This window comes from Microbacterium sp. NPDC079176, from assembly GCF_040686675.1.
Taxonomy (GTDB): Bacteria; Actinomycetota; Actinomycetes; order Actinomycetales; family Microbacteriaceae; genus Microbacterium.
Genome location: NZ_JBFBLM010000004.1, coordinates 236,744 through 262,701, shown reverse-complemented (window position 1 = coordinate 262,701; position 25,958 = coordinate 236,744). Strand labels below are relative to the sequence as shown.

Sequence of the window (25,958 nt, the reverse complement as noted above, 5' to 3'; positions counted from 1 at the left end):
TGGGCTGAGGGGCCGCGTCAGCCCTTCAGCCGGTCGAGAGCGAAAGCGGCGAGGGCGGCTGCCTGATCGGCCAGCACCGAGTCGTCGAACACGACGTGCGGCGAGTGGTTCGGAGCGGCAGTCTCGAGATCGACCTCTGCGGGCGTCGCCCGAAGGAACAGGAACGCACCGGGCACCTGCTCGAGCACGTACGAGAAGTCCTCTGACCCCATCACCGGATTCGGGGTCTCGCGCACCCGCTCCTCGCCGAACAGCCCGGCAAGCGTCGAGCGAACGGCGGCAACAGCGCTCGCGTCGTTGACGGTCGGCGGGCAGAGCACGGTGGTGTCGACCTCCGCGGTGCAGCCGTGAGCGGCGGCGATCTCGCGGGCGAGCACCGGCAGCTCGTCCTGCACACGGGCGCTGCTCTCGTGCGAGAGCACCCGCACCGAGGCGACGAGGGTCGCGGTGTCCGAGATGATGTTGCGGGCGGGGCTGCCCGCATGCACCTGGGTGACGCTGAGCACGACAGGGTCGAACACATCGAAGCGTCGTGTGACGAAGGCCTGCAGAGCCGTCACCAGCTCAGCCAACGCCGGCACGGGATCGCGGGTGAGGTGCGGCGCCGAGGCATGGCCGCCCTGACCCGTGATGGTCACCTCGACCTCGATCGCTCCAGCCATGAGAGCACCGACACGGGTCGAGAAGATCCCGTACTCCCCTGGCACCACATGGATGCCGAAAGCCGCGACAGGGATCGATCCGGCGAGCTCCAGCAGCCCCTCGTCGATCATCCGCTTCGCGCCGTCACCGATCTCCTCGCCCGGCTGGAACATCAGCAGCACGTCGCCGTGAAGCTGCTCTCGACGGGCGGCGAGCAGGTGAGCGGCGCCGACGAGACCGGCGACGTGCAGGTCGTGCCCGCACGCGTGCATCCGCGCTTCCGAGGCTGCGTAGTCGAGTCCGGTGTCTTCGGTGAGCGGCAGCGCGTCCATGTCCGCGCGCAGCAGCACCGTCGGGCCGGGGTGCGCGCCGCGAACGACCGCGGCCACCGAGCTCAGGCCAGTGCCGCACCGCGTCTCGAGCTCCCAGGGGTCAAGGGCATCGAGCACCCGCTGCTGTGTTCGAGGCAACGCGAGTCCGAGCTCGGGGTCGGCATGGATGGCGCGGCGCAGGGCCACGAGCTCGGGAAGGAGGCCCCGAGCATCGTCGAGCAGGGTCATTCAGTATCCGATCGAGTGGAGGAGGCTGTCGGTTCCCGCGTTCTGGATGCGCGGGATCGCGGCGACGAGCGCCTGGGTGTACGGATGCACCGGGTGCGAGACGATCGCATCGGCGTCTCCGTACTCGACGATCTCGCCGTTGCGCATGACCGCCGTCGTGTCGGCGATGTAGCGGACCGCGGCGAGGTTGTGCGTGATGAACAGCACCGAGAGCTCGAGCTCGCGCTGCAGCTCTCGCATGAGGTTCAGCACCGCACCCTGCACCGAGGCGTCGAGGGCGGAGGTGATCTCGTCGGCGATGATCAGTCGCGGTTTCACGGCGAGGCAGCGTGCGATGGCGACGCGTTGCCGCATGCCTCCGGACAGGCTCGACGGATGCAGCTCCGAGACCCCGGGCTTGAGCCGGACGAGTTCGAGGAGCTCCTTGACTCCGGCGGCGCGAGCGCGCGCATTGCCCGTTCCGTGAGTCGCGAGGGCCTCATCGAGCGTCTCTCCGACCGACATGCGCGGATTGAGCGAGGAGTACGGGTCTTGGAAGATCATCTGCACGTCGCGGGCATGTGCACGGCGATCGCGGCGGCCGACCGCGAGGTCCGTGCCGTCGAGCAGGATGCGCCCCGAGGTCGGCTTCTGCAGCCCGGCGACGGTGCGCGCGACGGTCGACTTTCCCGAACCCGACTCGCCGACGAGCCCCACCGTCGTGCCGTGCGGCACGGTGAGCGACACGTCGTCGACCGCGTTCACGGCGTGGTGGCCTCGACCGAACGTGACCACGAGGTTCTCGATGACGAGATCAGCCATCATGCACCCGCCTTCTCGAAGGAGTCTTCGTGGACGCCCGCATCCTGATCCTGCGGATGCCAGCACGCCACACGTCCGGAGCCGTGGGCCACGAGCTGCGGCGTCTCGGTGCGGCACACCTCGGTCGCGAAGGCGCAGCGCGGTGCGAACCCGCATCCGACGACCGGCAGCGAGAGATCCGGCGGCTCACCGGGGATCGTCGCGAGCGGAGCGGTGCGATCGGTGTCGAGGTCGGGGAGAGACTCGGCGAGCGCCCGCGTGTACGGATGCGCGAGGCGCTCCGGCTCGGCGAGGTGACGCACGTCGACGTCCTCGACGATCCGGCCCCCGTACATCACGAGGATCCGCTGGCACAGCTCGGCGAGCACCGCGATGTCGTGCGACACGACGATCGCGGCAGCCCCCGTCTCCTCGCACTCGCGACGCAGCAGGGCGAGCACGCGCTGCTGCACCGTGACGTCGAGCGCCGTGGTCGGCTCGTCGGCGATGATCAGTCGCGGCTTGCCGATCTGCGACATCGCGATCAGCGCGCGCTGACGCATGCCTCCGGAGAACTCGTGCGGGAACTGCTTGGCACGGCGGGTCGGGTCGGTGATCGACACTGCCGCGAGCGCCTCGACCGCCGCGGCATCGGCATCCTTGCGCGATGCGCCCTGGTGCACCCGCGGAACCTCGGCGAGCTGCGTGCCCACGCGGAGCGCGGGGTTGAGCGCGGTCAGGGAGTCCTGGAAGACGACGCCGACGCGAGTGCCGAGCTTCTTCGCCGCACGTTCGTCCGAGAGACCGGCGAGCTCCTCACCGGCGAAGCGGAGCCGCTGCGCGCTGACCGCTGCACCCGCCGGCGCGAGCTGCGCGATCGCCATCATCGTCACGCTCTTGCCGCTGCCCGATTCGCCGACGACGCCGACGATCTCGCCGGGGGCGATGCGGAACGAGACATCCTGCACCGGACGAACCCAGCCGTGCTCGCCGGGGAACGAGACGCTGAGACCTGCCACCTCGAGGAGAGGCTCGACGTCGTCGGTGGGCTCCTCGGCCACGGCCGACGCATCGACGCGGCTCGGATCGCCGAGTTCGCGCGCCGAGAGCGTGCGCGTCCGACCTCGACCGCGCATGTGCGAGGCGAGCGCCTCACCGAACATGCCGAACATGATGCCGGCGATCACCACCATCACGCCAGGGCCCACGATCGCCGACGGCTGACTGTAGACCTGCTCGAAGCCCTCGCTGAGCAGGCGGCCCCAGTCGTACTCGGGCGGCTGCACGCCCACCCCGAGGAAACTCAGGCTCGACAGTGCGAGCAGCCCTCCGCCGATCGAGAGCGTCACGTTGACGATCACGGGTTCGGCGATGTTGGGAATGATGTACCGGGTGAACTGACGCGTCTTCGACACACCGAGCAGGCGGGCTGCTGCGAGATACTCCGAGCCGCCGACGCGAGACGACAGGGTCTGCGCCAGACGGGCGAACGACGGGGTCATCGTCAGCGCCAGCGCGATCACCGCGGTCGTGGATCCGGTACCGAGCAGGATCACCGTGAGCATCGCCACGAGAAGCACGGGGAACGCGAGCCAGGTGTTGATCACCGACCCGAAGAGGCGCTGCACGCGAGCACCGGCGACCACCGGCAGTGCGCCGAGGATGAGACCGGCGACAGCCCCCATCGCGGTCGCAGCCAGCGCCATCACGAGCGACAGGCGCGTCGCCACGAGCGTGCGCAGCAGCAGGTCGCGGCCGAGCGCATCGGTGCCGAGCGGGTGCTCCGCACTCGGAGGCTGCAGCAGGTCGGCCGGAGACGGGGTCTCGGCCTGGGTACCCCAGAGCATGGGGGCGACGACGGCGAGGAGGGCGAAGATCGCGATGAAGGTCAGGGAGATCAGTGCCATCGGTGACTGCAGCAGCCAGGAACGACGCCGGTGTGCGGAGGTCATGCGGTCTCCAGAATGGTCGTGCGACGGTCGAGGATGGCGAGGACGATGTCGACCAGCAGGTTCACGACGAGGATTATCGCCGCGTAGACGATGGCAAGGCCCTGCACGATGCCGTAGTCCTTCGTGATGATGGCCTGCACGAACGCGCTGCCCATGCCCGGCCAGTTGAAGACCCGCTCGACGAGCACGCTTCCGGCGATCATCGTCGCCAGCAGAGCGCCGCCGAGTGTCAGTGTGGCGGTGAGCATGTTCGGCAACGCGTGGCGGAAGTAGATCATCGCGGCGGGCAGCCGCTTCGATCGCGCGGTGCGGATGTAGTCGTCGCCGAGCACGTTCATGGCCTCGACGCGTGCGATGCGCGACAGAGAGGCCGAGGCGCCGAGAGCGAGTGCGAGGACCGGAAGGATGAAGGACTGCGGCCCGCTCATGCCGGCGACGGGGAGAAGCGGGATCGTGATCGCGAACACCATGAGCAGCACGACGCCGATGAGGTACTCGGGCACGGCGGCGAAGAACCCGGTGACCGAGGTGAAAGCGAGCTCGACCGGTCGACGTCTGTTGCCGACGGTGAGGATCGCGATCGCGAGGCCCAGCGGAATCGCGATGAGCAGGATCACGATGAAGGCGATCCCCGCGAGCTGCACCGTGGCGGGGAGACGGAACTCGACGAGCTCGTTGACCGACCGCCCGGTGATGAGAGAGACGCCGAGATCGCCCCGCAGCACGATGCCGGTCAGGTAGTCCCAGAACTGCACGATGAGCGGATCGTCGAGCCCGAGCTGCGCGCGGCGCTCAGCCACGACGGATGCCGGCGCTGTGGGGCCGAGTGCGGCCCGCACCGGGTCTCCCCCGGCAGCGCGCAGCACGACGAATGCCGCCGTCACGATCACGAGCATCGCGATGAGCATGCGGCCGATACGCCGAAGGAGGAAGGGGACCCAGCGCCCGCCGCCGTGGCGACCACCCCGAGGGGTGGCCACCACGACGGTCTTCGGCCGCGTCACGATCTGCGACGTCATACGGTCACTCTGTCACGCGGATCGTGGTGGGAGCGAGGATGCTCTTCGACATCCCGAACTCCACTCCCACGCCGTAGAAGGTCGACGTCGACGAGTAGACCGGCAGCACCTCGAGGTTGCTGAACAGCGAGTCCTGCGCCGCCTGCCAGGCGTCGCACGAATCGGCGCCGGCGAGCGCCTGAGCCTCGCCCACCAGGTCGAAGTACTCCTGGTTGGCGTTGTAGGTCCAGTTGCCCCCGTTGGGCGGGAAGTCGCCTCCGAGGATTCCGGCCCAGTCGCTCGGCAGGCTCGTGAAGATCGGCGCCCAGACGATGTCCCAGTCGCCACCCGAGAAGATGACGTCGGTGTACGCGGCCGAGGGGGTCGGCTTCGCGTCGACACCGATCTTGGCGAACTCGGTCTGCAGCAGCTCGATCGCCGCGGTGACTCCCTGACTCTCGGACGCCGGGTAGAGCATCAGGATCGAGAGCGGCTTGCCGTCTTTCGCACGGATGCCGTCGGCACCCTCGACCCAGCCGGCCTCGTCGAGCGCGGCCGCTGCCGCTTCGACGTCGTACGACGGGATCGCCGACGAGCTGTCCATGGTCGTGCACGCGGCGCCGAACTCCGACACGAGCGTCGTGATCTGCTCGCCGCGTCCGGCGGACGCGACGGGACCGACGGACTCGCGGTCGACAGCCTGAGCGAGCGCCTCACGCACGGCGAGGTCGTGTCCGACCCGCCCTTCGGCCTGGTTGAAGAAGATCAGACCGGGTCGCAGCGGCACCTCGAGCTCGGTCGCGAAATCGGTCGATCCGAGACGATCGCGCTCGCTGCCACCGACCTCGGCGATGTTCGCCTCACCGGTCTGCAACAGGTTCGCCGCGGTCGAGTCGCTCTCGATGATCGAGACCTCCACGGTGCCGGGAAGACCCTCGGTCTTGCTCGTCGTGTCGTCGACGCCCCAGGCGTAGTCGTCGCGCAGCGCGAACGTGTACGACTGGCCGGGAGACGAGTCCTCGAGGGAGTAGGCACCGGTGCCGTGCAGTTCGGTGTCGAGCACCGACGGGTCGGCGAGGCCGGACGCGCACACGATGGGCATCGCGCCGATGGTCTCCGCGAGGAAGCTCTGAGCGTTCGCGCTCGTGAAGGTCACGGTGTTCGCGGCGTCATCCGCCTCGATGGTCAGCCCCTCCGCGGGGAAGTAGACACCCTTGTAGGGAGAGCCCGTCTCGTCGGCTGCGGCGTACTCGAACGTCGACTTCACGTCGGTCGCGGTGAGCGGCTCGCCGTCGACGCAGAGGATGCCGTCCTTGAGGGTGAACTGGACCGTGGTGGTGGTGGACTCCCACGAGTCGGCGAGCAGGCCCTTCGGCTCCGCCCCCGTCGGGTAGAAGAGCAGCGACTCGTATCCGAAGGTGGACACGGACTCGCTGGCGTTCGTCGCGTTCGTGATGGGGTTCAGTGTTCCTGGATCCGACTGCACGGCGAGCTTGATCGTCTGCGGTCCCTCTCCCCCGGGTTGCGCCGTTGCGGCACAACCGGACAGGGCAAGGGCCGTCACGCCGACGGCGGCCGCGGCGACAATGCTGCGTCTCATGGTGTCCTCTCTCACGGGTTCCGCGGGGTGCGGTTCAACCCAATTGAATGTTATGAATTGCTTTTTATAGGTTCGTGTCAGCGGTGTTTCGGGTTTGTAACTGATCACGAATGGTCGCCGATGAGGGCAGCAGCGCCCATCACCGACTTGAGCTCGAGAAACTCCTCGAAGCCGTGAACGCCGCACTCCCGGCCGATCCCCGACTGCTTGTACCCCCCGAAGGGCGCACCCACGTCGAGGCCGGCGCCGTTGATGCCGACGGTGCCCGTTCGCATGCGCAGAGCGACATCGAGGGCGCGTCGAGGATCACTCGACCAGACGCCGCCCGACAGCCCGTACACACTGTCATTCGCCAGATCGACAGCCTCATCGATCGTGGCGTATGGGGTGATCGTGAGCACCGGTCCGAAGACCTCCTCGTGGAAGATCTGCATCTCGGGTGTCACATCGGTGAAGATCGTGGGCTGCACATAGGCGCCGCCTGCCGTCGGTTCGACGATATCGAGGCCGCCGGTCAACACGCGTGCGCCCTGCATGATCGCTGTCGCGATGTGGCCCTGCACGCGATCGCGCTGCAGCGCCGATGCCACCGGCCCGGTCGCCGTGCCCTCGTCCTTCGGGTCACCGGGAGCCCAGCCCGCAGCGGCCTCGACGGCGGCAGCCTGCCACGCCTCGACGAGCGGAGCCGGAACCAGGACGCGAGTCTGTGCGGCGCAGGTCTGACCGGCGTTGGCGAAGCAGGAGGCGAGCACCGACCGCACCGACTCCTCGAGCGGAGCGTCATCGAGCACGATGGCCGCCGACTTGCCACCCAGCTCGAGCGCGACCTTCTTGATCGTCGCGGCCGCCGCTCGGGCGACACTCTCGCCGACCGCGCGAGAACCCGTGAACGTCACCATGTCGACGCCGGGGTGCGAGACCAGCGGAGAGCCGACCCCCGCCCCGTCGCCGTGGACGATGTTCACGACACCAGCCGGCAGCTCGATCTCGCGGAGGATGTCTCCCACGATCGCGGCGTTGAGAGGTGCGACCTCGCTCGGCTTGAGCACGACGGTGCAGCCGGCGAGGATCGCCGCCCCGACCTTGAGCATGATCTGGTGCAGCGGGAAGTTCCACGGCGTGATCGCGGCGACCACACCGACGGGCTCGGCGATCACGAGCGAGTTCGACACGGACTCGCGCTCGACATGGGCGCGCGCCGCGTCGACGAGCTGCGCGAGATCGGCAATCGCGACCCCGACCTGCGCGGCTCTCGCGAAGGCGATCGGCGAGCCCATCTCGGCGCTGAGCGTCGATGCGAGTCGTTCACGGTGACGATCGAGTCCCGCAGCGAGAGCCTCGACATGGGCGATCCGCTCCGACATCGGCGTGGTCGACCAGGGGCCGAAGGCCGATACGGCCGCAGCCACCGCCCGGTCGACATCCGCGGCGTCACCGGCCACGACGGCACCGATCACGGTGCCGTCCGCCGGATCGACGACATCGATCGAGGCGCGCCCTTCGGCATCCTCTCTGATGCCGGCGATGTCGTGGCCGATGATCATGTCAGACCCCTGCCCGCTCGATCAGGTGCGATCCGGGCGCGAGCGGCGACGGGCGCGGCACCCCTTCATGGATCAGGTGCCACGGAGAGGGGAACTCCCCCACCGGGACGTTGATCAGGATCGGCTCGTTCGCGGGGATCGCGTCGGCGAGCACGCCGGCGAGCTCCTGCGGGGTGAACGCCTGGGCGGAGCGGATGCCGAACGCGTCGGCCAGCACGCCGTAGTCGGGGTTCGTCAGGTCGCTCGCGAAGTAGCGTGCGCCGTAGCGGTTCTTCTGGATGCGACGCACGTTGCCGTAGAAACCGTCGTGGAAGACGATCGTCACGAGCCCGAGGCCGTAGCGCTTGGCGGTGGAGAGCTCCTGGAGCGTCCACGAGAACCCGCCGTCGCCGTTCACCGAGACGACCGCCCTCGACGGGTCTGCAGCCTTGACGCCGAGGGCCGTCGCGAAGCCGTATCCCAGCGTGCCCTGGTAGCCCGGGCCGATGTAGGTGCGCGGCTGGTACGCCGGGTAGCAGGCGCTGGCCGCGTAGCCCACCTGCGTGAACTCGCTGACGAAGACGCCGTCGTCGGGCAGTGCGGCACGGATCGTCGCGAGGTACTCCCGCTGCGGAGCGATGTCGTCGAACTGCTCACCGAGCCATGCACGCACCCGAGCGAACTCACTCTCGCGAGAGCCGCGGGTCGCACGCCCGACCTCCGCGGCGAGCGCCGAGAGTGCGAGGCGGGCATCGGCATGGAGCTTCTGCACGGCGGCGCGAGGGGCGCCGAGATCGGCCTCCTCGGCGTTGACGAGGATCACCGGAGCACCGTTGGTGTCGACCTGGGTGCCGAATGTCGAGACGAAGCGCGTGCCGACGGCGAGCACGAGGTCTGCGTCCTCACGGAAGGCGCGGAGTGCGAGCGAGTCGAAGGCGAGACGGTGACGGGCATCGAGCGCACCACGTCCGTTCTCGGTCATGAGCACAGGAGCCTCCAGCGCTTCGGCGAGCGCCTGCAGCGCGACGGACGCGTTCGAGGCGAGTACTCCGCCTCCGACCACGATCATCGGACGCTCGGCGGCGGCGAGCAGGGCCGCGGCAGCCCTGATCTGCTGCTCGTCGGGCACGAGCGGGGCGGCGGCGACGTTCTCGGCGGCGACGGCCCTCGACGTGGCGGCGAGCACATCCGGCGGCACCTCGATCGCGACGGGACGCGGGCGGCCGCTGCGCAGCTGCGCGAACGCCTCACGCACGAGCCCGGGGATCTCGTCGGCCGACCGGGCGGTCCCCGTCCACTTGGTCAGGCGCTCGAGGATGCCGGTCTGGTCCGGCAGCTCGTGCAGGGCACCGAGTCCGCGGCCGATCGCCTTCGAGTCGATCTGTCCGGCGATCAGCAACATCGGCGAGTTCGCCGAGTACCCGGTGGCGACACCCGACAGGGCGTTGAGCACTCCGGGGCCGGGGACGACCATCGCGACGCCGACCTCTCCGGTGCTGCGCGCATAGCCGTCTGCCATATAGGTCGTCGCCTGCTCGTTGCGTGCGCAGATGAAGTCGACCTGGTCGGTACGGGACTGGAGCGCGTCTGCGGCGGCATCGAGCTGCACGCCCGGAATGCCGAAGATCGTCGAGACACCCTGGTTGATCAGGGAGTCGGCGAGCAGATCGCCACCGGTGGGGTCGGTCATCTGGTTCCTCTCATGAGCAGCATTGCGAGATTGACTGTATTAGATACATTCAATTACTGCAAATAGGAGATTTCCCCCGTGTCACGTCCTCGCCGCGTCACGCGCTCCCTAGGATGTGAAGGATCCGCTCCACATCCACGATCTCGACCGAAGGACAACCGTGGCCCACACCCAGGACGATGCACGCACCTTCCAGCGTGTCGCGCCGGCACAGTCCGTGGCAGACAGGGTCGTGAGCGAGGTCGAGGCCATGATCAAGGCCGAAGAGCTCACCCCCGGCCATCGGATCGGCACGAGGCAGGAGCTGTGCGAGCAGTTCGGCGTCGCGCCCGCCACCCTCGGAGAAGCCCTCCGCGTGCTCCGCGCCCGCGGTTCGGTCGACCTCCGCCCCGGCCCCGGCGGCGGCATCTTCGTCGCCGACCAGTCGCCGCTCATCCGACTCGCGCACAGCGTGCTGCGGCTCCGCCAGACCGGCGCCCCCGTGCACGACGTCGTCAAGGTGCTCGATGCGCTCGACGAGGCCGTCATGGGAGACGCCGTCGTGCATCGCACCGACGCCGACATCGCCGACCTCGATGCGCTGATGGCCGAGATCGCCGACCATTGGCACGACCCGGTCGAGGGCCTGCACGGCAACTGGCGCCTGCACCGACGCATCGCGGAGATCTCCCCGAACGCGGTGCTCCGTACGTTCTACCTCAACCTCGTCGACTACATCGAAGGCGAGACCAGCGGAAGCACCGACGACGCCGACCTGTCGGTTCCGGGATTCCGTCCCGACACCGACGAGCGTCTGCACATCCATACCGCGCTGATCGAGGCCATCCGCTCGGGCGATGTCGAAGCAGGGCGCAAGGCCGTGCTCGACCACCGCACACTCGGGCGCTGACCGCTCGCTACTGCGCCTCGGTGCCGACGTGGCGCAGCGCCAGAGCGGCGAGCGCCGCGGCCTGATCGCCCAGCACCCCGTCGTCGAACACCGCTCGTGGCGAGTGGTTCATCTCGGCGGTGGCAGGATCGATCCCCGCGGGCGTCGCCCCCAGGAACACGAATGCTCCCGGCACCTCGGCGAGCACGAATGAGAAGTCCTCCGAGGCCATGACCGCGGCGGCCAGTCGCTCGACGCGGACGTGCCCGAACTCGGCGCCGAGAGCTTCGATCGCGCCCGCAGTCTCCGGAGCACTGTTGACGGTCACCGGATAGCCCACGACGACCTCGGTCTCTGCTGAGCATCCGTGCGCCGCTGCGATGCGCGACGCCAGCAGCGGGATCTCGCGCTGGGCCCTCGCCACGGCGTCGTCCGAGACGGTTCGCAGTGTGGCGCCCAGCCCCGCCTCGTCGGGGATCACGTTGATCACCTCGCTCGCGTGCAACTGCGTCACCGTGAGCACGACCGGATCGAATACGTCGAAGCCGCGCGTCACCCACGCCTGCAGTGCGAGAACGATCTCGGCGACGACCGGCACCGGGTCCACAGCCTGATAGGGCCGAGATCCGTGGCCTCCCTGGCCGCGGACGCGGATGCGCACCGAGTTCGCACTCGCCATCAGCGCTCCGGCCCTCGTCTGGAAGACACCGGGCACCCCGGGCATGACGTGGATGCCGTAGGCGGCCTCGACACGCGGCCCCGCAGCATCGAGCACTCCGTCGCGGATCATCAGCGGCGCGCCACCTCCCGCCTCCTCGCCCGGTTGAAACATGAAGACCACCGACCCGGCGATCTGCTCGCGTCTGCTCGCCAACAGTCGTGCGGCGCCGACGAGACCCGCGATGTGCAGATCGTGCCCGCATGCGTGCATGGCACCGTTCGTCGACGCGTAGGACAGTCCGGTCTGCTCGACGATGGCGAGCGCATCCATGTCACCGCGCAGAAGCACCGACGGCCCGTCCGACGCGCCGTGCAGCACGGCCGTCACCGACCCGAGGTCATTGCCGGTGGCCACCTCCAGGCCCAGCGGTGCGAGTGCCTCGAGAATGGTCCGCTGTGTCTCGGGCAACGCGAAGCCCACCTCTGGGCGCGCGTGCAGTCGGCGCCGCAGCGCGACGAGATCCGGCTGGAGCACCGCGGCATCCTCTCGGAGTGAGCTCATCAGCCGGCCTCCGCGGTGTGCACCTCGATGCCGTCGATGAACACCCGCAGCACTCGCGATGCCACCTGCAACGGGTCACCCGACCAGATGACGACGTCGCCGTCGCGGCCGATGTCGAGCGCTCCGATGCGGTCGTCGACGCGCACGATCTCAGCGGCAGACGACGTCATCGCCGCGATCGCCGCGTCCCGCGGAAGACCGGCCCGCACCGCGACGGCGGCCTGCAGTGCGAGGTGTCCGATCGGCACCACAGGATGATCCGTGGTCAACGCGATGCGCACGCCCGCCGCGGCGATCGTGGCGAGGTTCGCGGGATCTGCCTCGCGCACCTCGACCTTCGATCGGCTCGACAGGATCGGGCCGAAGATCACCGGCACGTCGCGCTCGGCGAGCAGATCGGCGAGCTTATGCGCCTCGGTACCGTGGTTGAGCACGAGCCGGAGCCCGAACTCGTCGGCGATCCGCAGCGCCGTCGCGATGTCGTCATGACGATGCACGTGCTGATCCCAGCTGAGCTCGCCCGACAGCGCGCGCACCAGCGCCTCCTTGCCGAGATCGCGGGCGAACGGCGTGCCGTCGTCGTCGGCTTTCGCACGGCGCACCGCATAGTCCTGGGCATCCAGGAGGGCCTGACGGATGACGTAGGCGATACCGAGTCGGGTAGCCGGCATCTGCGAGCGCTTGCCGTAGGTCTCTTTCGGGTTCTCGCCGAGAGCAGACTTCACGCTGACGTCGGCACGCACCACGCGCGCATCGACGGTCGAACCGCCGCCGGTCTTGATCGCCACGCTCTGCCCGCCGATCGGATTGCCCGACCCCGGTTTGACGACCACGGTCGTCACTCCGCCGGCCAGAGCATCACGGAAGGCGATGTCCTCGATGTTGATCGCGTCGATCGCTCGCACTCCCGCCGTGTTGGGCGACGTCACCTCGCTGCCGTCGAACCCCGCCGCCCCGTTCGCCTCCTCGTGCGCGCCGATATGGCTGTGCGCATCGATGAGCCCGGGAAGCACCCAGGCACCGGAGGCGTCGATCGTCAGCACATCGTCCGGCACCTCAACGCCGACGCCGAGCGCGGTGATGAGCCCGCCCTGCACGAGCACGGTCGCACCCTCGATGTCGTCGCCGAGCCCGGTGACGACCCTCCCGCCGATGATCGCCACGTCCGCGGTCATGCGCGCCCTCTCACATCAATGTCTCCGACCACAGCAGCGCCTTCGGACACAGCAGCGCTGTATTGCGGCAGCTGCGCGACCCGTTCCCACAGATCGTCGGCGTCGACCCCGACGATTCCGACGGCGGGGTCCACCCGCACGATCACGCCGTCCGCGCACTCGGGCGTGCCGTGCAGGTCGACGATCGGGTCATCGACCCACACCCAGGGCAGCGCTCCGGCGTACTCCCGGATCATCCACAGCTTGTCGAACTGTACGGGCAGGAACGGCCAGGGCTCCTCCGGCAGATCGAGGGCCTCGCGAAAAGCAGTGTGCGCGTTGTGCCCCCATTCCGAGGCCCAGACGATCTCGAATCGCTCGGAGAGTTCGGCAAGACGCTCGGAAGCGGCGTCGGGGATCTCGACATCGCGCACCCAGCGGCCCCACGCCGAGAGATGATGCGTCGAGACGGGCACGGCGGCCTCGCCTTCGAGCACCACGACGCCGCTGATGCCGAGCACGAGCAGCGGTCGATCGCCTCGCGGCGGGCGCGCCGTGTACTTGGCCATCTCAGTCGTCCACGGCCTCGGCGAGCAGCGGGGCGTCCGCCTCGCCCTCGAAGTAGTTGCCTCCCTCGATGCGCACCAGGCGCGCGGACTCGTCGAAGAACACGCCGACCGGGTCGCCGCCACCGGCGACCGCTCGGTGCTGCTTCGCCATCATCCGGCGGATCATCGCGATGCCCTGATCGGTCGTCGTGAGGTGGTCCTCGGAATGCAGCGAGATCGAGCCCTGCGACTTCTGCGCCTCGTAGTCGCCGGGCAGTCGCTGGTGCTCGAGATCCGTGAGGTCCTTCCAGGGCTTTCCCTCGTGGGTGGATCGCAGTTTCGCGAGGAATTCGGAGTCCTCGTCCCGTGCCACCGTGAAGATGCGGAAGTTCGTGTCATCCATCGGCACGACCCAGCCGATCATGTTGGTCTGCCCCGAGCTGAGCTTCGGGCTCGCGACCACGCGCAGGTTCGGGAAGATCACCTCGGTGACCCGTCGCAGCTGACGCCCGTCGCCGAGGTCGCGCATCTGGATCGACCTCACACCCAGCGGGGTGTACTCGTAGCTGACCTCGGGGATCAACGCCATCTCGGGAGTGAACTGGTTTCCGCTGAAGCGCGCGTGCAGGATCGGCACGTGGAAGGGGTCCATGACGTTCTCCCAGTGCTGCAACCAGTTGAAGTCGAGCTGCGCGGGGCCTCCACCGCCGACGCCCTGGTCGTTCACGATCAGCTGCTCTCCGGGTGCGAGCTCTTCGAGCGTGTCGTAGCGCGGAAGAACCGGTTTCTTGTCGGGCGGACCCATGTAGGCCCAGAGCAGTCCGTATTGCTCCTCGACGGGGTACCAGGGCTGGCGCACGCGATCGCGGTGCAGCCCCAGATCGGGTTCGCAGGGCTGCTCGAGGCAGTGCCCCTCAGTGTCGAAGACCCAGCCGTGATAGCAGCAGCGGATGCCCTCGTCTTCGACCCCGCCGTAGAACAGCGAGGCTCCGCGGTGGATGCAGCGGGGGTGCAGAAGTCCGGGCTTTCCCTTCCTCGTGCGGAACAGCACGAGATCCTCGCCGAGCACGCGCAACGAGGTCGGGCGCGTCGTCGCGTCCTCGACCTTCGCGACCGGATGCCAGTAGCGGCGCAGGACCTCGCCGTAGGGGGTGCCCGGACCCACCTGGGCGAGCTCGTTCAGGGGCTGGCCCAGGCGAAGGCCGTATGCGGTGCCGGTGTCCATGGTGTCTCCGTTTCGGATGTCAGATGTCGAGGACGAGCTTGCTGTCGAGCGATCGGGAGACGCAGATCATCATGGTCTCGTTGCTCTCCCGCTCGTCGGGGGTCAGGATCGAGTCGCGGTGCTCGGGGGCACCGTCGATCACGGCGGTCTCGCAGGTGCCGCAGACACCCTCGAGGCACGAGCTCGGCACGCCGATGCCCGCCTGCTCGAGCATCTCGAGGATGCTGCAGCCGCGCTCGACGGTGACGATGAGTCCCGAGGCGCTGGCCTCGACCTCGAACGTGTCGGCGCCCCGGGATTCCCCGAAGACCTTGGCCTGGAAGCGCTCGAGGTGGAGCGCACCCTGCGGCCAGGCTGCGCTCAGGGATTCGAGCTCGTCGAGCATGCGGGCGGGGCCGCACGCGTACACGCCTGTGTCATCGGACACACTCCCGATCCACGCTGCGAGGTCGAGACGATCATCACGATCACGGCTGACCAGCAGCGCGCTCGCAGCCGTCAGATGGGGCGTGGCGGCGAAGGCCATGCCGTCGGCGCGGGTGCCCAGGTAGGCCAGACGCCAAGGCGTGCCGCGGCGCTCGGCCTCGGCGATCATCGGCAGGATCGGCGTGATGCCGATGCCGCCGGCGACGAACACGTAGGAGGCCGCATCGCCGAGTTCGAAGTGGTTGATGGGTGCCGACGCCGTGACCGGGTCGCCGGTGCGCAGCGTCTGATGCACGTAGCGCGATCCTCCGCGGCTCGGAGTCTCGGACAGCACCGCGACCCGCCAGAATCGTCGCTCGGCCGGGTCGGAGCACAGCGAGTACTGACGCTCGACGCCGTTGGCGAAGCGCAGATCGATGTGAGCGCCCGGGGTCCAGGCCGGCAAGAGCGCCCCGGTCGGATCATCGAGCTCGAGAGAGAGCACATCGTGCGCCTCCCAGCGCATCGCCCGGACTCGCAGGTCGAGGGTCAGCGGGGAGAGCTCGGGCGCGAACTGAGACACCGTCGTTCCGCTCCTTTCGTCGTTCCGATCACCCCTGATCGAATTGACAACAATGGATATAGTCAATTGCGATACTATGAATCCCGCCCCGGACTGTCAAACGGGCGAAGAGAGAAAGGCGGAACGGATGTCGGAGTTGAGGCTGCGCGAGGATCTGAGCGCGATCCCGGACTACAAGCCGGGCAAGGCGACGGCGCAGACCGCGCCGGAGGTGCCCGTGTACAAGGTGTCGTCGAACGAGAATCCCTACCCGCCGCTGCCGTCCGTCGCCGCCGCCATCGCCGACCGGATCGGCGTCATCAACCGCTATCCCGAGACCGCCGCCACTGCGCTCACCTCGATGCTCTGCGCCCGATTCGAGGTCTCACCGGCGAACGTGGTGCTCGGCAGCGGATCGGTCGAGGTCGTGTCCCAGCTGATGCGCGCCACCGCCGGCGAGGGCGACGAGGTCGTGTTCGCGTGGAGGTCGTTCGAGGCGTACCCGATGCTGGTCCGCGCCGCCGGCGCGACTCCGGTCGCTGTGCCTCTCACCGCCGACCACCGGCACGACCTGGACGCCATGCATGCGGCGATCACCGATCGCACTCGACTCATCATCGTCTGCAACCCGAACAACCCGACGGGCACGACCATCGGAGCCGAGGAGCTGACCACGTTCCTCGACGCGGTACCCGACGACATCACCGTCGTGATCGACGAGGCCTACGTGCACTTCAACGAGCGTGCCGATTCGCCCTCGGGAATCGAGTACTTCCGCCGCTACGCGAACGTCGCCGTCGCTCACACGTTCTCGAAGGCATACGGCCTGGCGGGCCTGCGGATCGGCTACGCGATCGCTCCGGAGCGTCTCGCGAACGCGCTGCGCAAGGTCGCGATCCCATTCGGCGTGACAGATCTCGCCCAAGCAGCAGCCGTCGCCTCATTGCACGCCGAAGAGGAGCTCTCGGCGCGCGTCGCCGATCTCGTCACCGAGCGCGGGCGCGTCGTCGCTGCATTCCTGGCAGCCGGGATCTCTCTGCCCGAGACCCAGGCGAACTTCGTCTGGGTGCCGTTCGGCGACGCCACCACGGCCGCCGCGGAGATCCTCGAGCGCCACGGTCTTCTGGTGCGTCCGTTCGCGGGCGAGGGCTTCCGCGTCACGATCGCCGAACGAGAGGCGAACGATCTGCTCGTGAAGCTGGCGCCGGAGCTCGCGGCGCTCGCTTCCCCGGTCGCGGTCGTCTGAGTCGCAGTCGACCGACGGCTGACGTGTCCAGACGTCGGAAAGTCAGCCGTCAGCCGTCAGCCGTCGAGGAAGCGGGTGAACCGCGCGAGCGCAGCGCGCACCGCTTCCTCGCCTGGTGCCGGTGCCTCGCCTGCGGACTCGAAGAGCTCTGGAGGCGTGCCGAGCGAGGCGCTCGCGTGCGTCCAGCATCCGATCACCCGGCCGTCGGCGACGATCGTCGCTCGCACCATGCCGTTCTTGCCCGGACCGACCAGCGCGAGGTGCTCGGGAGCGCAGACCGCCGTGCGGTCGGCGTACGAGATGTAGTACTCGTCGAAGGCCGCCAGGGCGAGCACCGCCGGAGCATTCGATGACCGCCGCAGGCGATCGACGCTGACGAACATGCCCTCCTCGACTTCGTGCACCCGGCCCGTCGCCCGGTCCCGAGCGTCGCGCGACTGCCCGAGCGTGAGCCCCGACCACCAGGCGAAGTCAGCGACTCCGGCCGGCCCGTGCCCGTCGATGTAGCGCACGAAGAGCTCGGCGAGCGGATCGTCGGGCGCCGCATGCTCGCTGATGTGCTGCTCGACGAGCACGAAGCGCTGCTCCCGGCTCACACCATCGCGCGCGACGGCCGGACCCTGGCAGATCAGCCCGTCGAGCGTGAGCTCGCTCAGCAGATGGATGCCGCGCTGCCCGGCGGGATCGATGCCGATACCGGCGAACACCTCGAACATCTCGGCCCGCGTGAGTCCTCCGTCGCGCAGACGCGGCACCGCCGCCGCCACGACCGCGGCGACCATCGACGCATCGATCCCGAGATCGCGGCGCCTGCCCGCCGCCTGTCGACGCTGCCGCTCAGCGGTCACGGACATCACCCAGCGAAGGTCACGCGCCGGAATGATGTGCAGGGTGCCGCGCATGGTCCACGCCCGAACCAGGTCGCCCCGGTCGAAGGCGCGATCCACCGTGCGGAGCGCGGACTCGCCGCGCGTGCGGGAAGCCAGTGCCCACCTCCCCGCGATGACGTCCTGACTCTGCACGGCGAGCATGTGCGACGCGGCATCCGTCACCGTGCGCGCCGGAGTGCTCAGCCGATGAGAGCGGAGCCGCTCGGTGCGCAGAGTCGCGGTCTTCATGCCCTCATCATGCCGGGCAGGACGGACATCGCGCACTCAGCCTCGCAGCGTCACCTCACGGCGCTCGGGGAGCACGATCGGATGCGAACCGGCCATGACCTCGAGCACGCGGATCACCTGGCAGGAGTAGCCGTACTCGTTGTCGTACCAGACGTACAGCACGACGTCGCGGTCGTTCGCGATGGTCGCGAGACCGTCGACGATGCCCGCGCGATGCGAGCCGACGAAGTCCGTCGAGACGACCTCGGGGCTCTCGACGTAGTCGATCTGCTGACGCAGCTTCGAGTGCAGCGAGACGCGACGCAGGTAGTCGTTCACCTCGTCCTTGACCGCGGGGCGCTCGAGGCCGAGGTGCAGCACGGCCAGCGAGACGTCGGGGGTCGGCACGCGGATCGCAGAGCCGGTGAGCTTGCCCTCGAGCTCGGGCAGCGCTCGCGCGACGGCCTTGGCCGCCCCCGTCTCGGTGATCACCATGTTGAGCACGGCCGAGCGGCCGCGACGATCGCCGCTGTGGAAGTTGTCGATCAGGTTCTGGTCGTTGGTGAACGAGTGCACGGTCTCGACGTGCCCGCGCACGATCCCGTAGGCCTCATCGATCGCCTTGAGCACGGGGGTGATGGCGTTCGTCGTGCAGGAGGCGGCGGTGATGATGCGGTCGTCCGCCTCGATCGTGTCGTCGTTGATCCCGTGCACGATGTTCTTCAGCGCGCCCTTGCCGGGTGCGGTGAGCAGCACGCGAGCGACGCCGGTCGATTCCAGGTGCCGGCTGAGTCCTGCGTCGTCGCGCCAGCGTCCCGTGTTGTCGACGACGATCGCGTCGTGGATGTCGTACGCCGTGTAATCGATCGTCGAGGGGTCGTCGGAGTAGATCACCTGGATGCGGGTGCCGTTCGCGATGATCTGGTCGGCGTCCTCATCGACCGTCACGGAGCCTGCGAAGCGGCCGTGCACCGAGTCGCGCAGCAGCAGCGACGCGCGCTTGACGAGATCGTTCTCCGAACCGCGGCGCACGACGATGGCCCGCAGACGCAGGCCACTCCCACCACCCGTGTGCGCGATGAGGATGCGCGCAAGCAGGCGCCCGATGCGTCCGAAGCCGTAGAGCACGACATCGGTGGGGGCCGCTGCGACCGCTCCGACCGCCGGCGCGAGCGCCTCGGCCAGATAGGCGTCGAGGGGCAGCTCGCTGTCGGAATGACCTGCGGCGAGGCGCGCGAGGTCGAGCGAGGACGCGCCGGGGGCGAGTTCGTGGACGCCCTCGAGCACGGCCAGAGTCTCGTCGACGGCGAGTCGCTCATGCCCGAGCTGCGCCACCCTGTCGTGCACCTCGACGATGCCGGTGGCCGACAGACCGAGAAGTCGGTGGCCGTGGAGGGAGGTGACCACATCACGCTCGCGCTTGAGGGCGCCGATGAGCGGGATCATCCGCTCGGCCAGCTCTTCTCTCGCCGTCCAGTCGTCGTGGGGTGCGGCGGTTACGTTCATCTGCGTCCTTGCATGTGTGAGCGCGCCGAGGTCGCCGGCGCGCGAGATTGCCGGGTGAGCTTCGGGGGATGCCTCCAGGGTACGCGCCGGGCGCGAGGGTTCTGAAATCAGAGGCCACGCGCTGCCCCGACCGGCCTCGGTGGCCGATCCGACTGGCCGGCCGTCAGAACCCGAGGCACATGACGGAGACTCCCGCCGCCATCGCCCACGACTCGACCGCGAGCAGGCGGGCGGTACGCCCCTGATGCACGGGGACGAGCACCCACTCGGCGACGACCGTCCAGAGCACGACGCCGATGACGCCGACGATCACGAGCGCCGAGAGGAGCCCGCCGAGCCCATGCCCACCGTGGGCCCCGACCTCGGCCGCCCCCGCCATCGCCTGGCCCGTCGACAGGCTCTCGAACGAGCAGATCGCCATGACGAGCGACACCAGTGCACGGTGACAGCAGGTGGCGGCCGCGGGCGTTCCACGCACGCCCGCCGTGCCGAGCATCGCGGAGACGAGGAGCACGAGTGCGGCCACCAGGCCGATCAGCGGATCGCCACCGCTCACCGCGATCACGATCATCGCAGCTGCCATGATCAGGGCGCTCTGCCTCCCCTGCCACGGCACAGCCCGCCAGACGGCGATGCACGCAACGGCCGAGACGACGGCGGCGAGCGCCATCAGCCACGGTGCTGCGGGGAGGAGGTGGTCCACACTCGCATCATATTGATCAACTGCTCAAAATAGCGATACCCGCGGTGGATGCGTCAGGATGGGCATGTGCCCCGCGTCGTAGACCATGATGAGCGCCGCCGGCAGATCGCCGAGGCGCTGCTCGCCGTCGCCGCTCGCGACGGACATGAAGCGGTGTCGTCTCGCGCGGTCGCCAAAGAGCTCGGTGTCGCCACCGGCTCTCTCTGGCACTACTTCGACGGATTCGACGACGTCGTGCGTGCAGCCGCTGTGGAGATCACCCGACGCACCGACGAGCGCATCCGGTCGGTGACGACCGGGCTCCGCGGGCTGAGCAGACTCGACGCCCTCATGCGGGAGGTCCTCCCCGTCGACGCGGAGACGCGCACGGAAGCGTATGTCGTCGTCGGATTCTGGGGGCGCCTCGCGACTCTCGCCTCAGACCCGGACGCCGGCTCCCCCACTCGCGCGACCTGGCAGAACGGCATCAGCGAAGCCATCGACGAAGCGGTCGCCGACGGCGAGCTGTCCCCCACCACGCCGAAGCACGCGGTGATGTCGCTGCTCCGTTCGATCACCTACGGACAGCAGGTGCTGGAGGTCACCGAGCCCCGTGGCGCGGACGCTCACCTCGCGGTGCTCGACAGCATCCTCGCGCCCTGGCGCGCCTGAGTCACTGCCACACCCCGCACGCTCGCGCCACCTGCCAGCCGCGCACGCTCACTCGGCCTGCTGACGATGTGCTCTTGTGCGCCCCGCCGCGCCGTCGTACCATCGACCCAATCCGTTTATTGAGCGAACGCTCGAAATAGTGAGGTACGCCGATGTCCCACCCCCAGCCCGTCACCATCGACAGGATCGCCGCGCCGCACCCGCTCGACCCCCTCACCGGCGAGGAGATCGCGGCGGCCCGAGCCGTGCTCGAGTCCGCCGGACTGCTCGGCGAGACCGTCCGCGTGCCGATGCTGCTGCCCGATGAGCCCACCAAGGAGGAGCTCGCCGCATGGAGGCCGGGCGCCCCCATCGATCGCCGCATCGACGCGACCCTGCTCGACACCGCGACCGGCGTCGCGAGCGAAGTCGTCGTCTCGATCACCCGCGGCGAGGTGCTGCGCGCCGAGCGGGTCCCCAACGATGCGCCACCCTACGGCCAGCCCCAGTACCTCTTCGAGGAGTACGAGCGCGCTGAGGCGATCGCGAAGGCGTCACCAGAATGGCAGGCGGCGATGACGCGCCGAGGGCTCGCCGCGCACATGGCTCTCGCGTTCTGCGGACCGCTCGCACCCGGGTACACCGGCCGCGCCGATGAGGTGGGCCGCCGGGTCATCCGCTCTCTCACCTTCCTGAAATACGACGAGCACGACTCCCCCTGGGCGCATCCCGTCGAAGGGCTGGTCGTGCACATCGACCTCACGACGAACAGCGTGATCCGCATCGACGACGAGGGCGACGTGCCGGTGCCGGCGGGCCACGGAAACTACTACCCCGAGGTGCAGGGCGCCGCGCGCACCTCGCTCAAGCCGATCGAGATCACGCAGCCGGAAGGGCCCAGCTTCGCCGTCAGCGGCTCGCTCGTCGAGTGGGAGAACTGGTCGATGCGGGTGAGCTTCAACGCCCGCGAGGGTCTCGTGCTGCACGACGTCAGGTTCGACGGACGGTCGGTGCTCAATCGGGCGAGCGTGCCCGAGATGGTCGTGCCCTACGGCGACACCGCACCCGGGCGCTTCTGGATCAGCTACTTCGACGCCGGCGAGTACCTTCTCGGCAAGAACGCGAACCACCTCGAGCTCGGCTGCGACTGCCTGGGGGTGATCCGCTACCTCGACGGCTATGTCGCCGACGACCACGGCCATCCGGTGCGCATCCCGAACGTGGTGTGCATGCACGAGGAGGACTACGGCATCCTCTGGAAGCACACCGACCTCGCCGGCCGCTCGGACGTGCGCCGCTCGCGCCGCTTCGTGGTGTCGTACTTCTCGACGATCGGCAACTACGACTACGGGTTCTACTGGCACTTCTCCCTCGACGGCTCGATCGAGGTCGTCGCCAAGGCCACCGGGATCGTGTTCGCCGGCGCCGGCGAACCGGGGGTGCGGCAGAAGCACGCCACCGAGCTCGCGCCGGGCGTCTTCGCGCCGGTGCACCAGCACCTGTTCTGCGCACGGCTCGATGTCGCCGTCGACGGCGAGGAGAACCGTCTGGTCGAGATCGACGCGCAGCGCATCCCGATGGGGCCGGACAACCCGTTCGGCAATGCCTTCACGTGGTCGGAGACTCCGTTGCTCTCTGAGGGCGGGGCGCAGCGGGAGGCGGACACCTCGGTCGCGCGCGCGTGGGAGGTGCAGAGCACCACTCGGACGAACCACGTCGGCCGCCCCACGGCCTATCACCTGATCCCGGAGCCCACCGCACTGCTGATGGCCGACCCCGCGTCATCCGTCGCCGCGCGTGCGGCGTTCGCGACCAAGCATCTCTGGGCCACCCGCCATGAACACGGGCAGATCTGGCCGGCCGGCCGGTATCCGAACGCGCACCAGGGAGGCTCCGGCCTGCCGGAGTACTCGGCGGGCGACCGTTCGCTCGACGGCGAGGACATCGTGCTGTGGCACACCTTCGGACTCACGCACTTCCCGCGCCCCGAGGACTGGCCGATCATGCCGGTCGACTATGCCGGATTCTGGTTCAAGCCGAACGGCTTCCTCGATCAGAACCCCGCGATGGATGTTCCCGAGTCGTCTCAGGCGCACGTCACCGAGGACGCCGGATGCTGCGGAGGTGGCGAGGGCTGCACCTGCTCCCATTGAGCCGCGGCGTCGGCCTCGGCGGTCGACGCGGCGTCGTCATCGGGAACGCCCTGGCGGAAGCACGCGGCGAAGGTACCCCTCACGACAGTGCGGCGATCGCGACACGGAGGATGCCGTCGGCGCTGTCGAGCGCGTGGGCCGAGGCTTCTGCGGACGCCCCCGTGGCGACCATCAGGATCGCGAGCTTGACCGATCCCCCCGCCGCATCCAGGGCGGCGGAAGCCTGGTCGACCTCTGCGCCGGTGAGCTCCGTCACGGTGCGGATCGAGCGCGCGCGCAGCTTCTCGTTCGTCGCCTGAAGATCGACCATCACGCCGTGATAGGTCTTGCCGAGCTTGATCATCGACAGCGTGGTGAGCATGTTCACGACGAGCTTCTGGGCTGTTCCCGACTTCAGACGCGTCGATCCCGAGATGAACTCGGGCCCCGTGACCACCTCGATCGCGATCTCGGCGACCGCACCGATCTCGGATGCCGGATTCGAGGCGATCGCCACGGTGAGCGCGCCGACTCCCCGAGCGAACTCCAGACCGCCGACGACGTACGGGGTGCGACCCGACGCCGAGATCCCGACGACGGCGTCGCGCTCGGTGAGGCCGAGCTCGCGCAGCGAGGCCGCTGCCGCCGCGTCGTCGTCCTCGGCATTCTCGACCGCCGACCGGATGGCCGTCTCGCCTCCGGCGATCAGCCCCACCACCATCGAGGGGTCGGTGCCGAAGGTCGGCGGGCATTCGCTCGCGTCGAGAACTCCGACGCGGCCTGCGGTGCCCGCCCCGAGATAGATGAGTCGTCCGCCGGCGCGGAAGCGGGCGGTGATGCCGTCGACCGCCGCGGCGATCTCCGCACTCCGCTCGCCGACGGCCGCCGGCACACGATGATCTTCCGCGTTCATGCGCCGCACGAGCTCATCGGTGTCGAGCAGATCGAGGTCGCCGCGATCGGTCGTCGACGCCTCGGTGCCGAGCGTCGAGAGGACGTCGAGGAGCGCAGTCAGTCTGGAGTGTTCATTCGGCACGATGCACGAACCTTTCGTGGGGAAGATCGGTGCGCTCCGCGAGCAGGAGCGCGCCGTCGAGGGCGTCGCCGGAGGAGACGACGACCGTGCGGTCAGCGGCGCGGAGCGCCTGGGCGAGCGACGAGCGGAACCAGACGTGGTCGGTGAGCCCTCCGTGCAGGGCGACCTCGCGACTGCTCGAGGACGCCGCGATCGCCGACGCGACGAGCAGGCGGATACCCTCGGCGGCGATGTCCGCGGAGACGGCGTCGCCGCTCTGCGCCGCTTCGAGGAGCAGCGGCGCCAGAGTCGCGAGGCGGCGAGGCACCGGCCCGTCCATGGAGATCCAGGCGGGAACCGCGGCGGGCTCGCCGATCGTCGCCGCAACCGCATCGGTGAGCACGGTCTCGACCGCGAGCCCGACCGAGGCGCGCAGGACGGCACGCAGCGCCTCGCGCCCGAACCAGGATCCGCTGCCGAGGTCTCCCAGCTCGGGCCCCCACCCGTCGACCAGCGTCGCCACCTCGCCGTCGATGCCGAGGGCCGCAGCGCCCGTTCCGGCGATCAGCAGTACGCCCGCACCGCCCCCGAGCGCTCCGGCATGAGCGGACACCACGTCGGAGGTCACCGCGACGGGCACGTGAAAAGCATCGGCGAGGACGGCGGCGAGCTCTGATGCGGCCTCGGGGGCGGCCCAGGCTCCGGCCGCACCCACCGAGACCACGGAGATCTGTGCATCGAGATGATCTCTCATCGGCAGAATCGCGGCGAGAGCTGCGTCGACGCCGCCTGCGGCCGCGAGCCCGGGAGCCCCGATCCCGTCGTACACGGGACGCCGGGGCACTCGACGCTCATCGGCGGCAGAGACGACGCCAGAGTCGACACCGGATGATTCGGCGATCACGGCCCGGCAGCGCGACTTGCCGAGGTCGACGGCGACGAGAGCATGCGAAGAGGGCATGGAAATAGTCTACGCACGAGCATCCGATCATGAAAGAATTGTTCACACGCCCGAAATCCGCCTCTGACGCAGGAGAGCCATGAGCATCCAGACGACGATCGCCTCGGCCGCCGAGAAGCTGCCGCCGTCGCTGGCCCGCATCGCTCGGACGATCGCCGATGATCCCACCATCGTCGTCGACAGCACGATCACCGAGATCGCGGCGAGGTGCGACACGTCGGTCGCCTCGGTCGTCCGCTTCTGCCGCACCATCGGCGTGAACGGCTACGCCGCGCTGCGGATGGCGCTGGCCACAGAGCTCGGTCGCGAATCCGTGCAGTTCCCCGCGGCATCCGGTTTCGGATCCGAGATCTCCGCGGCCGACACCCTGCGGGAGGCGACCGCGAAGGTCGCCGCACTCGAGCTGCTGGCCATCGAGGAGACCGTCGCGAACCTCGACTACGACGAGCTCGCGGCCGCGGTCGAGGCGATCGACGACGCCGACCGCGTCCTGCTCTTCGGGATCGGCGCGAGCGGACAGGCGGCTGCGGATCTCGGCCGCAAGCTGCTCCGCATCGGACATGCGGCGATCGTCCTGACGGACGCGCACGAGGCGAGCGCCGCCGCATCGCTCGGAGCGAGGAAGACCGTGGCGATCGGGTTCTCCCACTCGGGAACGACCCGCGAGACCGTGCACTTCCTCCAGACGGCACGGGCTGCATCCGGCACCACGATCGGCGTCACGGGTGGGCCGGCCTCGCCGCTCGCCGAGAACTGCGACCACGCCCTGCTCACGCGGGCGCGTGAGCCTCGCCTCCGCGCGGGCGCGATGGTGAGCCGCATCGCGCAGCTCGCACTGGTGGACTGCCTGTTCGTCGGCGTCGCCCAGCGCCGGCACGCGCACACCATCCATGCGCTGCAGCGCACGGCGGATGCCACGCAGCCGCTGCGCTGAGGACC

General features: G+C 69.1%; 22 protein-coding genes. 5 read left to right on the top strand and 17 right to left on the bottom strand.

What is annotated here, in order from left to right; genetic code table 11:
• Positions 1 to 17: 17 nt before the first annotated feature.
• From AB0P11_RS11665 to AB0P11_RS11635, 7 genes are all read right to left on the bottom strand, one after another.
• Positions 18 to 1,202 (bottom strand): M20 family metallopeptidase, encoded by a 1,185-nt coding sequence (locus AB0P11_RS11665; protein WP_363522100.1) that lies wholly within the window; start codon positions 1,200 to 1,202, stop codon positions 18 to 20.
• The gene (locus AB0P11_RS11660) at positions 1,203 to 2,003 is read right to left on the bottom strand and encodes an ATP-binding cassette domain-containing protein (protein ID WP_363522098.1); all 801 of its coding nucleotides are present in this window, start codon (positions 2,001 to 2,003) and stop codon (positions 1,203 to 1,205) included.
• Positions 2,003 to 3,934: a dipeptide/oligopeptide/nickel ABC transporter permease/ATP-binding protein gene (locus AB0P11_RS11655; RefSeq protein WP_363522096.1), complete on the bottom strand. Its 1,932-nt coding sequence runs from the start codon at positions 3,932 to 3,934 to the stop codon at positions 2,003 to 2,005. The genes AB0P11_RS11660 and AB0P11_RS11655 overlap by 1 nt, the downstream gene beginning before the upstream one ends.
• Complete coding sequence (locus AB0P11_RS11650; RefSeq protein ID WP_120493327.1) at positions 3,931 to 4,953, bottom strand: ABC transporter permease; 1,023 nt, start codon at positions 4,951 to 4,953, stop codon at positions 3,931 to 3,933. The genes AB0P11_RS11655 and AB0P11_RS11650 overlap by 4 nt, the downstream gene beginning before the upstream one ends.
• 4 nt (positions 4,954 to 4,957) lie before the next feature.
• Positions 4,958 to 6,532 (bottom strand): ABC transporter substrate-binding protein, encoded by a 1,575-nt coding sequence (locus tag AB0P11_RS11645; RefSeq protein WP_363522094.1) that lies wholly within the window; start codon positions 6,530 to 6,532, stop codon positions 4,958 to 4,960.
• Positions 6,533 to 6,636: 104 nt separating this feature from the next.
• Complete coding sequence (locus tag AB0P11_RS11640) at positions 6,637 to 8,076, bottom strand: aldehyde dehydrogenase family protein (RefSeq protein ID WP_363522092.1); 1,440 nt, start codon at positions 8,074 to 8,076, stop codon at positions 6,637 to 6,639.
• 1 nt (position 8,077) lies between these two features.
• Positions 8,078 to 9,745, bottom strand: a complete 1,668-nt coding sequence (locus AB0P11_RS11635) for a thiamine pyrophosphate-dependent enzyme (RefSeq protein ID WP_363522090.1) — start codon at positions 9,743 to 9,745, stop codon at positions 8,078 to 8,080.
• 160 nt (positions 9,746 to 9,905) lie between these two features.
• Between AB0P11_RS11635 and AB0P11_RS11630 the strand changes: the two genes are divergently transcribed.
• Positions 9,906 to 10,634: an FCD domain-containing protein gene (locus tag AB0P11_RS11630; RefSeq protein ID WP_363522088.1), complete on the top strand. Its 729-nt coding sequence runs from the start codon at positions 9,906 to 9,908 to the stop codon at positions 10,632 to 10,634.
• 7 nt (positions 10,635 to 10,641) lie between these two features.
• On the opposite strand, the gene AB0P11_RS11625 is transcribed toward AB0P11_RS11630, so the two are convergent.
• The 5 genes from AB0P11_RS11625 to AB0P11_RS11605 are packed head-to-tail and all read right to left on the bottom strand — an operon-like array spanning position 10,642 to position 15,750.
• Positions 10,642 to 11,835 carry a M20 family metallopeptidase gene (locus AB0P11_RS11625; protein WP_363522086.1) on the bottom strand — a complete coding sequence of 398 codons (1,194 nt, stop codon included), beginning with the start codon at positions 11,833 to 11,835 and terminating at the stop codon, positions 10,642 to 10,644.
• Positions 11,835 to 13,010: an amidohydrolase gene (locus AB0P11_RS11620; protein WP_363522084.1), complete on the bottom strand. Its 1,176-nt coding sequence runs from the start codon at positions 13,008 to 13,010 to the stop codon at positions 11,835 to 11,837. Before AB0P11_RS11620 ends, AB0P11_RS11625 begins: the two co-directional genes overlap by 1 nt.
• Positions 13,007 to 13,558 carry a hypothetical protein gene (locus AB0P11_RS11615; RefSeq protein WP_363522082.1) on the bottom strand — a complete coding sequence of 184 codons (552 nt, stop codon included), beginning with the start codon at positions 13,556 to 13,558 and terminating at the stop codon, positions 13,007 to 13,009. The genes AB0P11_RS11620 and AB0P11_RS11615 overlap by 4 nt, the downstream gene beginning before the upstream one ends.
• 1 nt (position 13,559) lies before the next feature.
• Positions 13,560 to 14,762 (bottom strand): aromatic ring-hydroxylating dioxygenase subunit alpha, encoded by a 1,203-nt coding sequence (locus AB0P11_RS11610; RefSeq protein WP_363522080.1) that lies wholly within the window; start codon positions 14,760 to 14,762, stop codon positions 13,560 to 13,562.
• A gap of 19 nt (positions 14,763 to 14,781) precedes the next feature.
• On the bottom strand, positions 14,782 to 15,750 hold the full coding sequence (locus AB0P11_RS11605; RefSeq protein WP_363522078.1) for a PDR/VanB family oxidoreductase: 969 nt from the start codon (positions 15,748 to 15,750) through the stop codon (positions 14,782 to 14,784).
• Between the two features lie 127 nt (positions 15,751 to 15,877).
• Here AB0P11_RS11605 and hisC point away from each other — a divergent pair, with 127 nt between their 5' ends.
• Entirely contained in the window at positions 15,878 to 16,975 is a 1,098-nt protein-coding gene (gene hisC / locus AB0P11_RS11600) for a histidinol-phosphate transaminase (protein WP_363522076.1), read from the top strand.
• Between the two features lie 56 nt (positions 16,976 to 17,031).
• Here hisC and AB0P11_RS11595 read toward each other — a convergent pair whose 3' ends face one another.
• The 3 genes from AB0P11_RS11595 to AB0P11_RS11585 all read right to left on the bottom strand — a co-directional run bounded on the left by AB0P11_RS11595 (position 17,032) and on the right by AB0P11_RS11585 (position 20,281).
• Positions 17,032 to 18,093, bottom strand: a complete 1,062-nt coding sequence (locus AB0P11_RS11595) for a winged helix DNA-binding domain-containing protein (protein ID WP_363522074.1) — start codon at positions 18,091 to 18,093, stop codon at positions 17,032 to 17,034.
• Positions 18,094 to 18,129: 36 nt separating this feature from the next.
• Positions 18,130 to 19,578, bottom strand: a complete 1,449-nt coding sequence (locus AB0P11_RS11590) for a glyceraldehyde-3-phosphate dehydrogenase (RefSeq protein WP_363522072.1) — start codon at positions 19,576 to 19,578, stop codon at positions 18,130 to 18,132.
• Positions 19,579 to 19,741: 163 nt separating this feature from the next.
• Positions 19,742 to 20,281, bottom strand: a complete 540-nt coding sequence (locus AB0P11_RS11585) for a hypothetical protein (protein ID WP_363522070.1) — start codon at positions 20,279 to 20,281, stop codon at positions 19,742 to 19,744.
• A gap of 66 nt (positions 20,282 to 20,347) precedes the next feature.
• Between AB0P11_RS11585 and AB0P11_RS11580 the strand changes: the two genes are divergently transcribed.
• Together AB0P11_RS11580 and AB0P11_RS11575 are read left to right on the top strand one after the other, a co-directional pair.
• Positions 20,348 to 20,932: a TetR/AcrR family transcriptional regulator gene (locus tag AB0P11_RS11580; protein ID WP_053095466.1), complete on the top strand. Its 585-nt coding sequence runs from the start codon at positions 20,348 to 20,350 to the stop codon at positions 20,930 to 20,932.
• Between the two features lie 152 nt (positions 20,933 to 21,084).
• Entirely contained in the window at positions 21,085 to 23,064 is a 1,980-nt protein-coding gene (locus AB0P11_RS11575; protein WP_363522068.1) for a primary-amine oxidase, read from the top strand.
• Positions 23,065 to 23,143: 79 nt separating this feature from the next.
• Here AB0P11_RS11575 and murQ read toward each other — a convergent pair whose 3' ends face one another.
• On the bottom strand, positions 23,144 to 24,079 hold the full coding sequence (murQ, locus tag AB0P11_RS11570; protein ID WP_363522066.1) for an N-acetylmuramic acid 6-phosphate etherase: 936 nt from the start codon (positions 24,077 to 24,079) through the stop codon (positions 23,144 to 23,146).
• Positions 24,069 to 25,019: a BadF/BadG/BcrA/BcrD ATPase family protein gene (locus AB0P11_RS11565; protein ID WP_363522064.1), complete on the bottom strand. Its 951-nt coding sequence runs from the start codon at positions 25,017 to 25,019 to the stop codon at positions 24,069 to 24,071. The genes murQ and AB0P11_RS11565 overlap by 11 nt, the downstream gene beginning before the upstream one ends.
• Before the next feature lie 79 nt (positions 25,020 to 25,098).
• Between AB0P11_RS11565 and AB0P11_RS11560 the strand changes: the two genes are divergently transcribed.
• Positions 25,099 to 25,953, top strand: coding sequence for a MurR/RpiR family transcriptional regulator (locus AB0P11_RS11560; RefSeq protein WP_187249329.1), 855 nt, complete (start codon positions 25,099 to 25,101; stop codon positions 25,951 to 25,953).
• Positions 25,954 to 25,958 lie beyond the last annotated feature (5 nt).

Excerpts from the sequence above, each read along its gene's own strand:
- AB0P11_RS11635 (WP_363522090.1), bottom strand. The coding sequence starts at position 9,745 with ATGACCGACCCCACCGGTGGCGATCTGCTCGCCGACTCCCTGATCAAC.
- AB0P11_RS11590 (WP_363522072.1), bottom strand. The coding sequence starts at position 19,578 with ATGAACGTAACCGCCGCACCCCACGACGACTGGACGGCGAGAGAAGAG.
- AB0P11_RS11625 (WP_363522086.1), bottom strand. The coding sequence starts at position 11,835 with ATGAGCTCACTCCGAGAGGATGCCGCGGTGCTCCAGCCGGATCTCGTC.
- AB0P11_RS11620 (WP_363522084.1), bottom strand. The coding sequence starts at position 13,010 with ATGACCGCGGACGTGGCGATCATCGGCGGGAGGGTCGTCACCGGGCTC.
- AB0P11_RS11640 (WP_363522092.1), bottom strand. The coding sequence starts at position 8,076 with ATGATCATCGGCCACGACATCGCCGGCATCAGAGAGGATGCCGAAGGG.
- AB0P11_RS11665 (WP_363522100.1), bottom strand. The coding sequence starts at position 1,202 with ATGACCCTGCTCGACGATGCTCGGGGCCTCCTTCCCGAGCTCGTGGCC.
- AB0P11_RS11560 (WP_187249329.1), top strand. The coding sequence starts at position 25,099 with ATGAGCATCCAGACGACGATCGCCTCGGCCGCCGAGAAGCTGCCGCCG.
- AB0P11_RS11655 (WP_363522096.1), bottom strand. The coding sequence starts at position 3,934 with ATGACCTCCGCACACCGGCGTCGTTCCTGGCTGCTGCAGTCACCGATG.
- AB0P11_RS11595 (WP_363522074.1), bottom strand. The coding sequence starts at position 18,093 with ATGAAGACCGCGACTCTGCGCACCGAGCGGCTCCGCTCTCATCGGCTG.
- AB0P11_RS11610 (WP_363522080.1), bottom strand. The coding sequence starts at position 14,762 with ATGGACACCGGCACCGCATACGGCCTTCGCCTGGGCCAGCCCCTGAAC.
- hisC (WP_363522076.1), top strand. The coding sequence starts at position 15,878 with ATGTCGGAGTTGAGGCTGCGCGAGGATCTGAGCGCGATCCCGGACTAC.
- AB0P11_RS11650 (WP_120493327.1), bottom strand. The coding sequence starts at position 4,953 with ATGACGTCGCAGATCGTGACGCGGCCGAAGACCGTCGTGGTGGCCACC.
- AB0P11_RS11565 (WP_363522064.1), bottom strand. The coding sequence starts at position 25,019 with ATGCCCTCTTCGCATGCTCTCGTCGCCGTCGACCTCGGCAAGTCGCGC.
- AB0P11_RS11575 (WP_363522068.1), top strand. The coding sequence starts at position 21,085 with ATGTCCCACCCCCAGCCCGTCACCATCGACAGGATCGCCGCGCCGCAC.
- AB0P11_RS11615 (WP_363522082.1), bottom strand. The coding sequence starts at position 13,558 with ATGGCCAAGTACACGGCGCGCCCGCCGCGAGGCGATCGACCGCTGCTC.
- AB0P11_RS11660 (WP_363522098.1), bottom strand. The coding sequence starts at position 2,003 with ATGGCTGATCTCGTCATCGAGAACCTCGTGGTCACGTTCGGTCGAGGC.
- AB0P11_RS11645 (WP_363522094.1), bottom strand. The coding sequence starts at position 6,532 with ATGAGACGCAGCATTGTCGCCGCGGCCGCCGTCGGCGTGACGGCCCTT.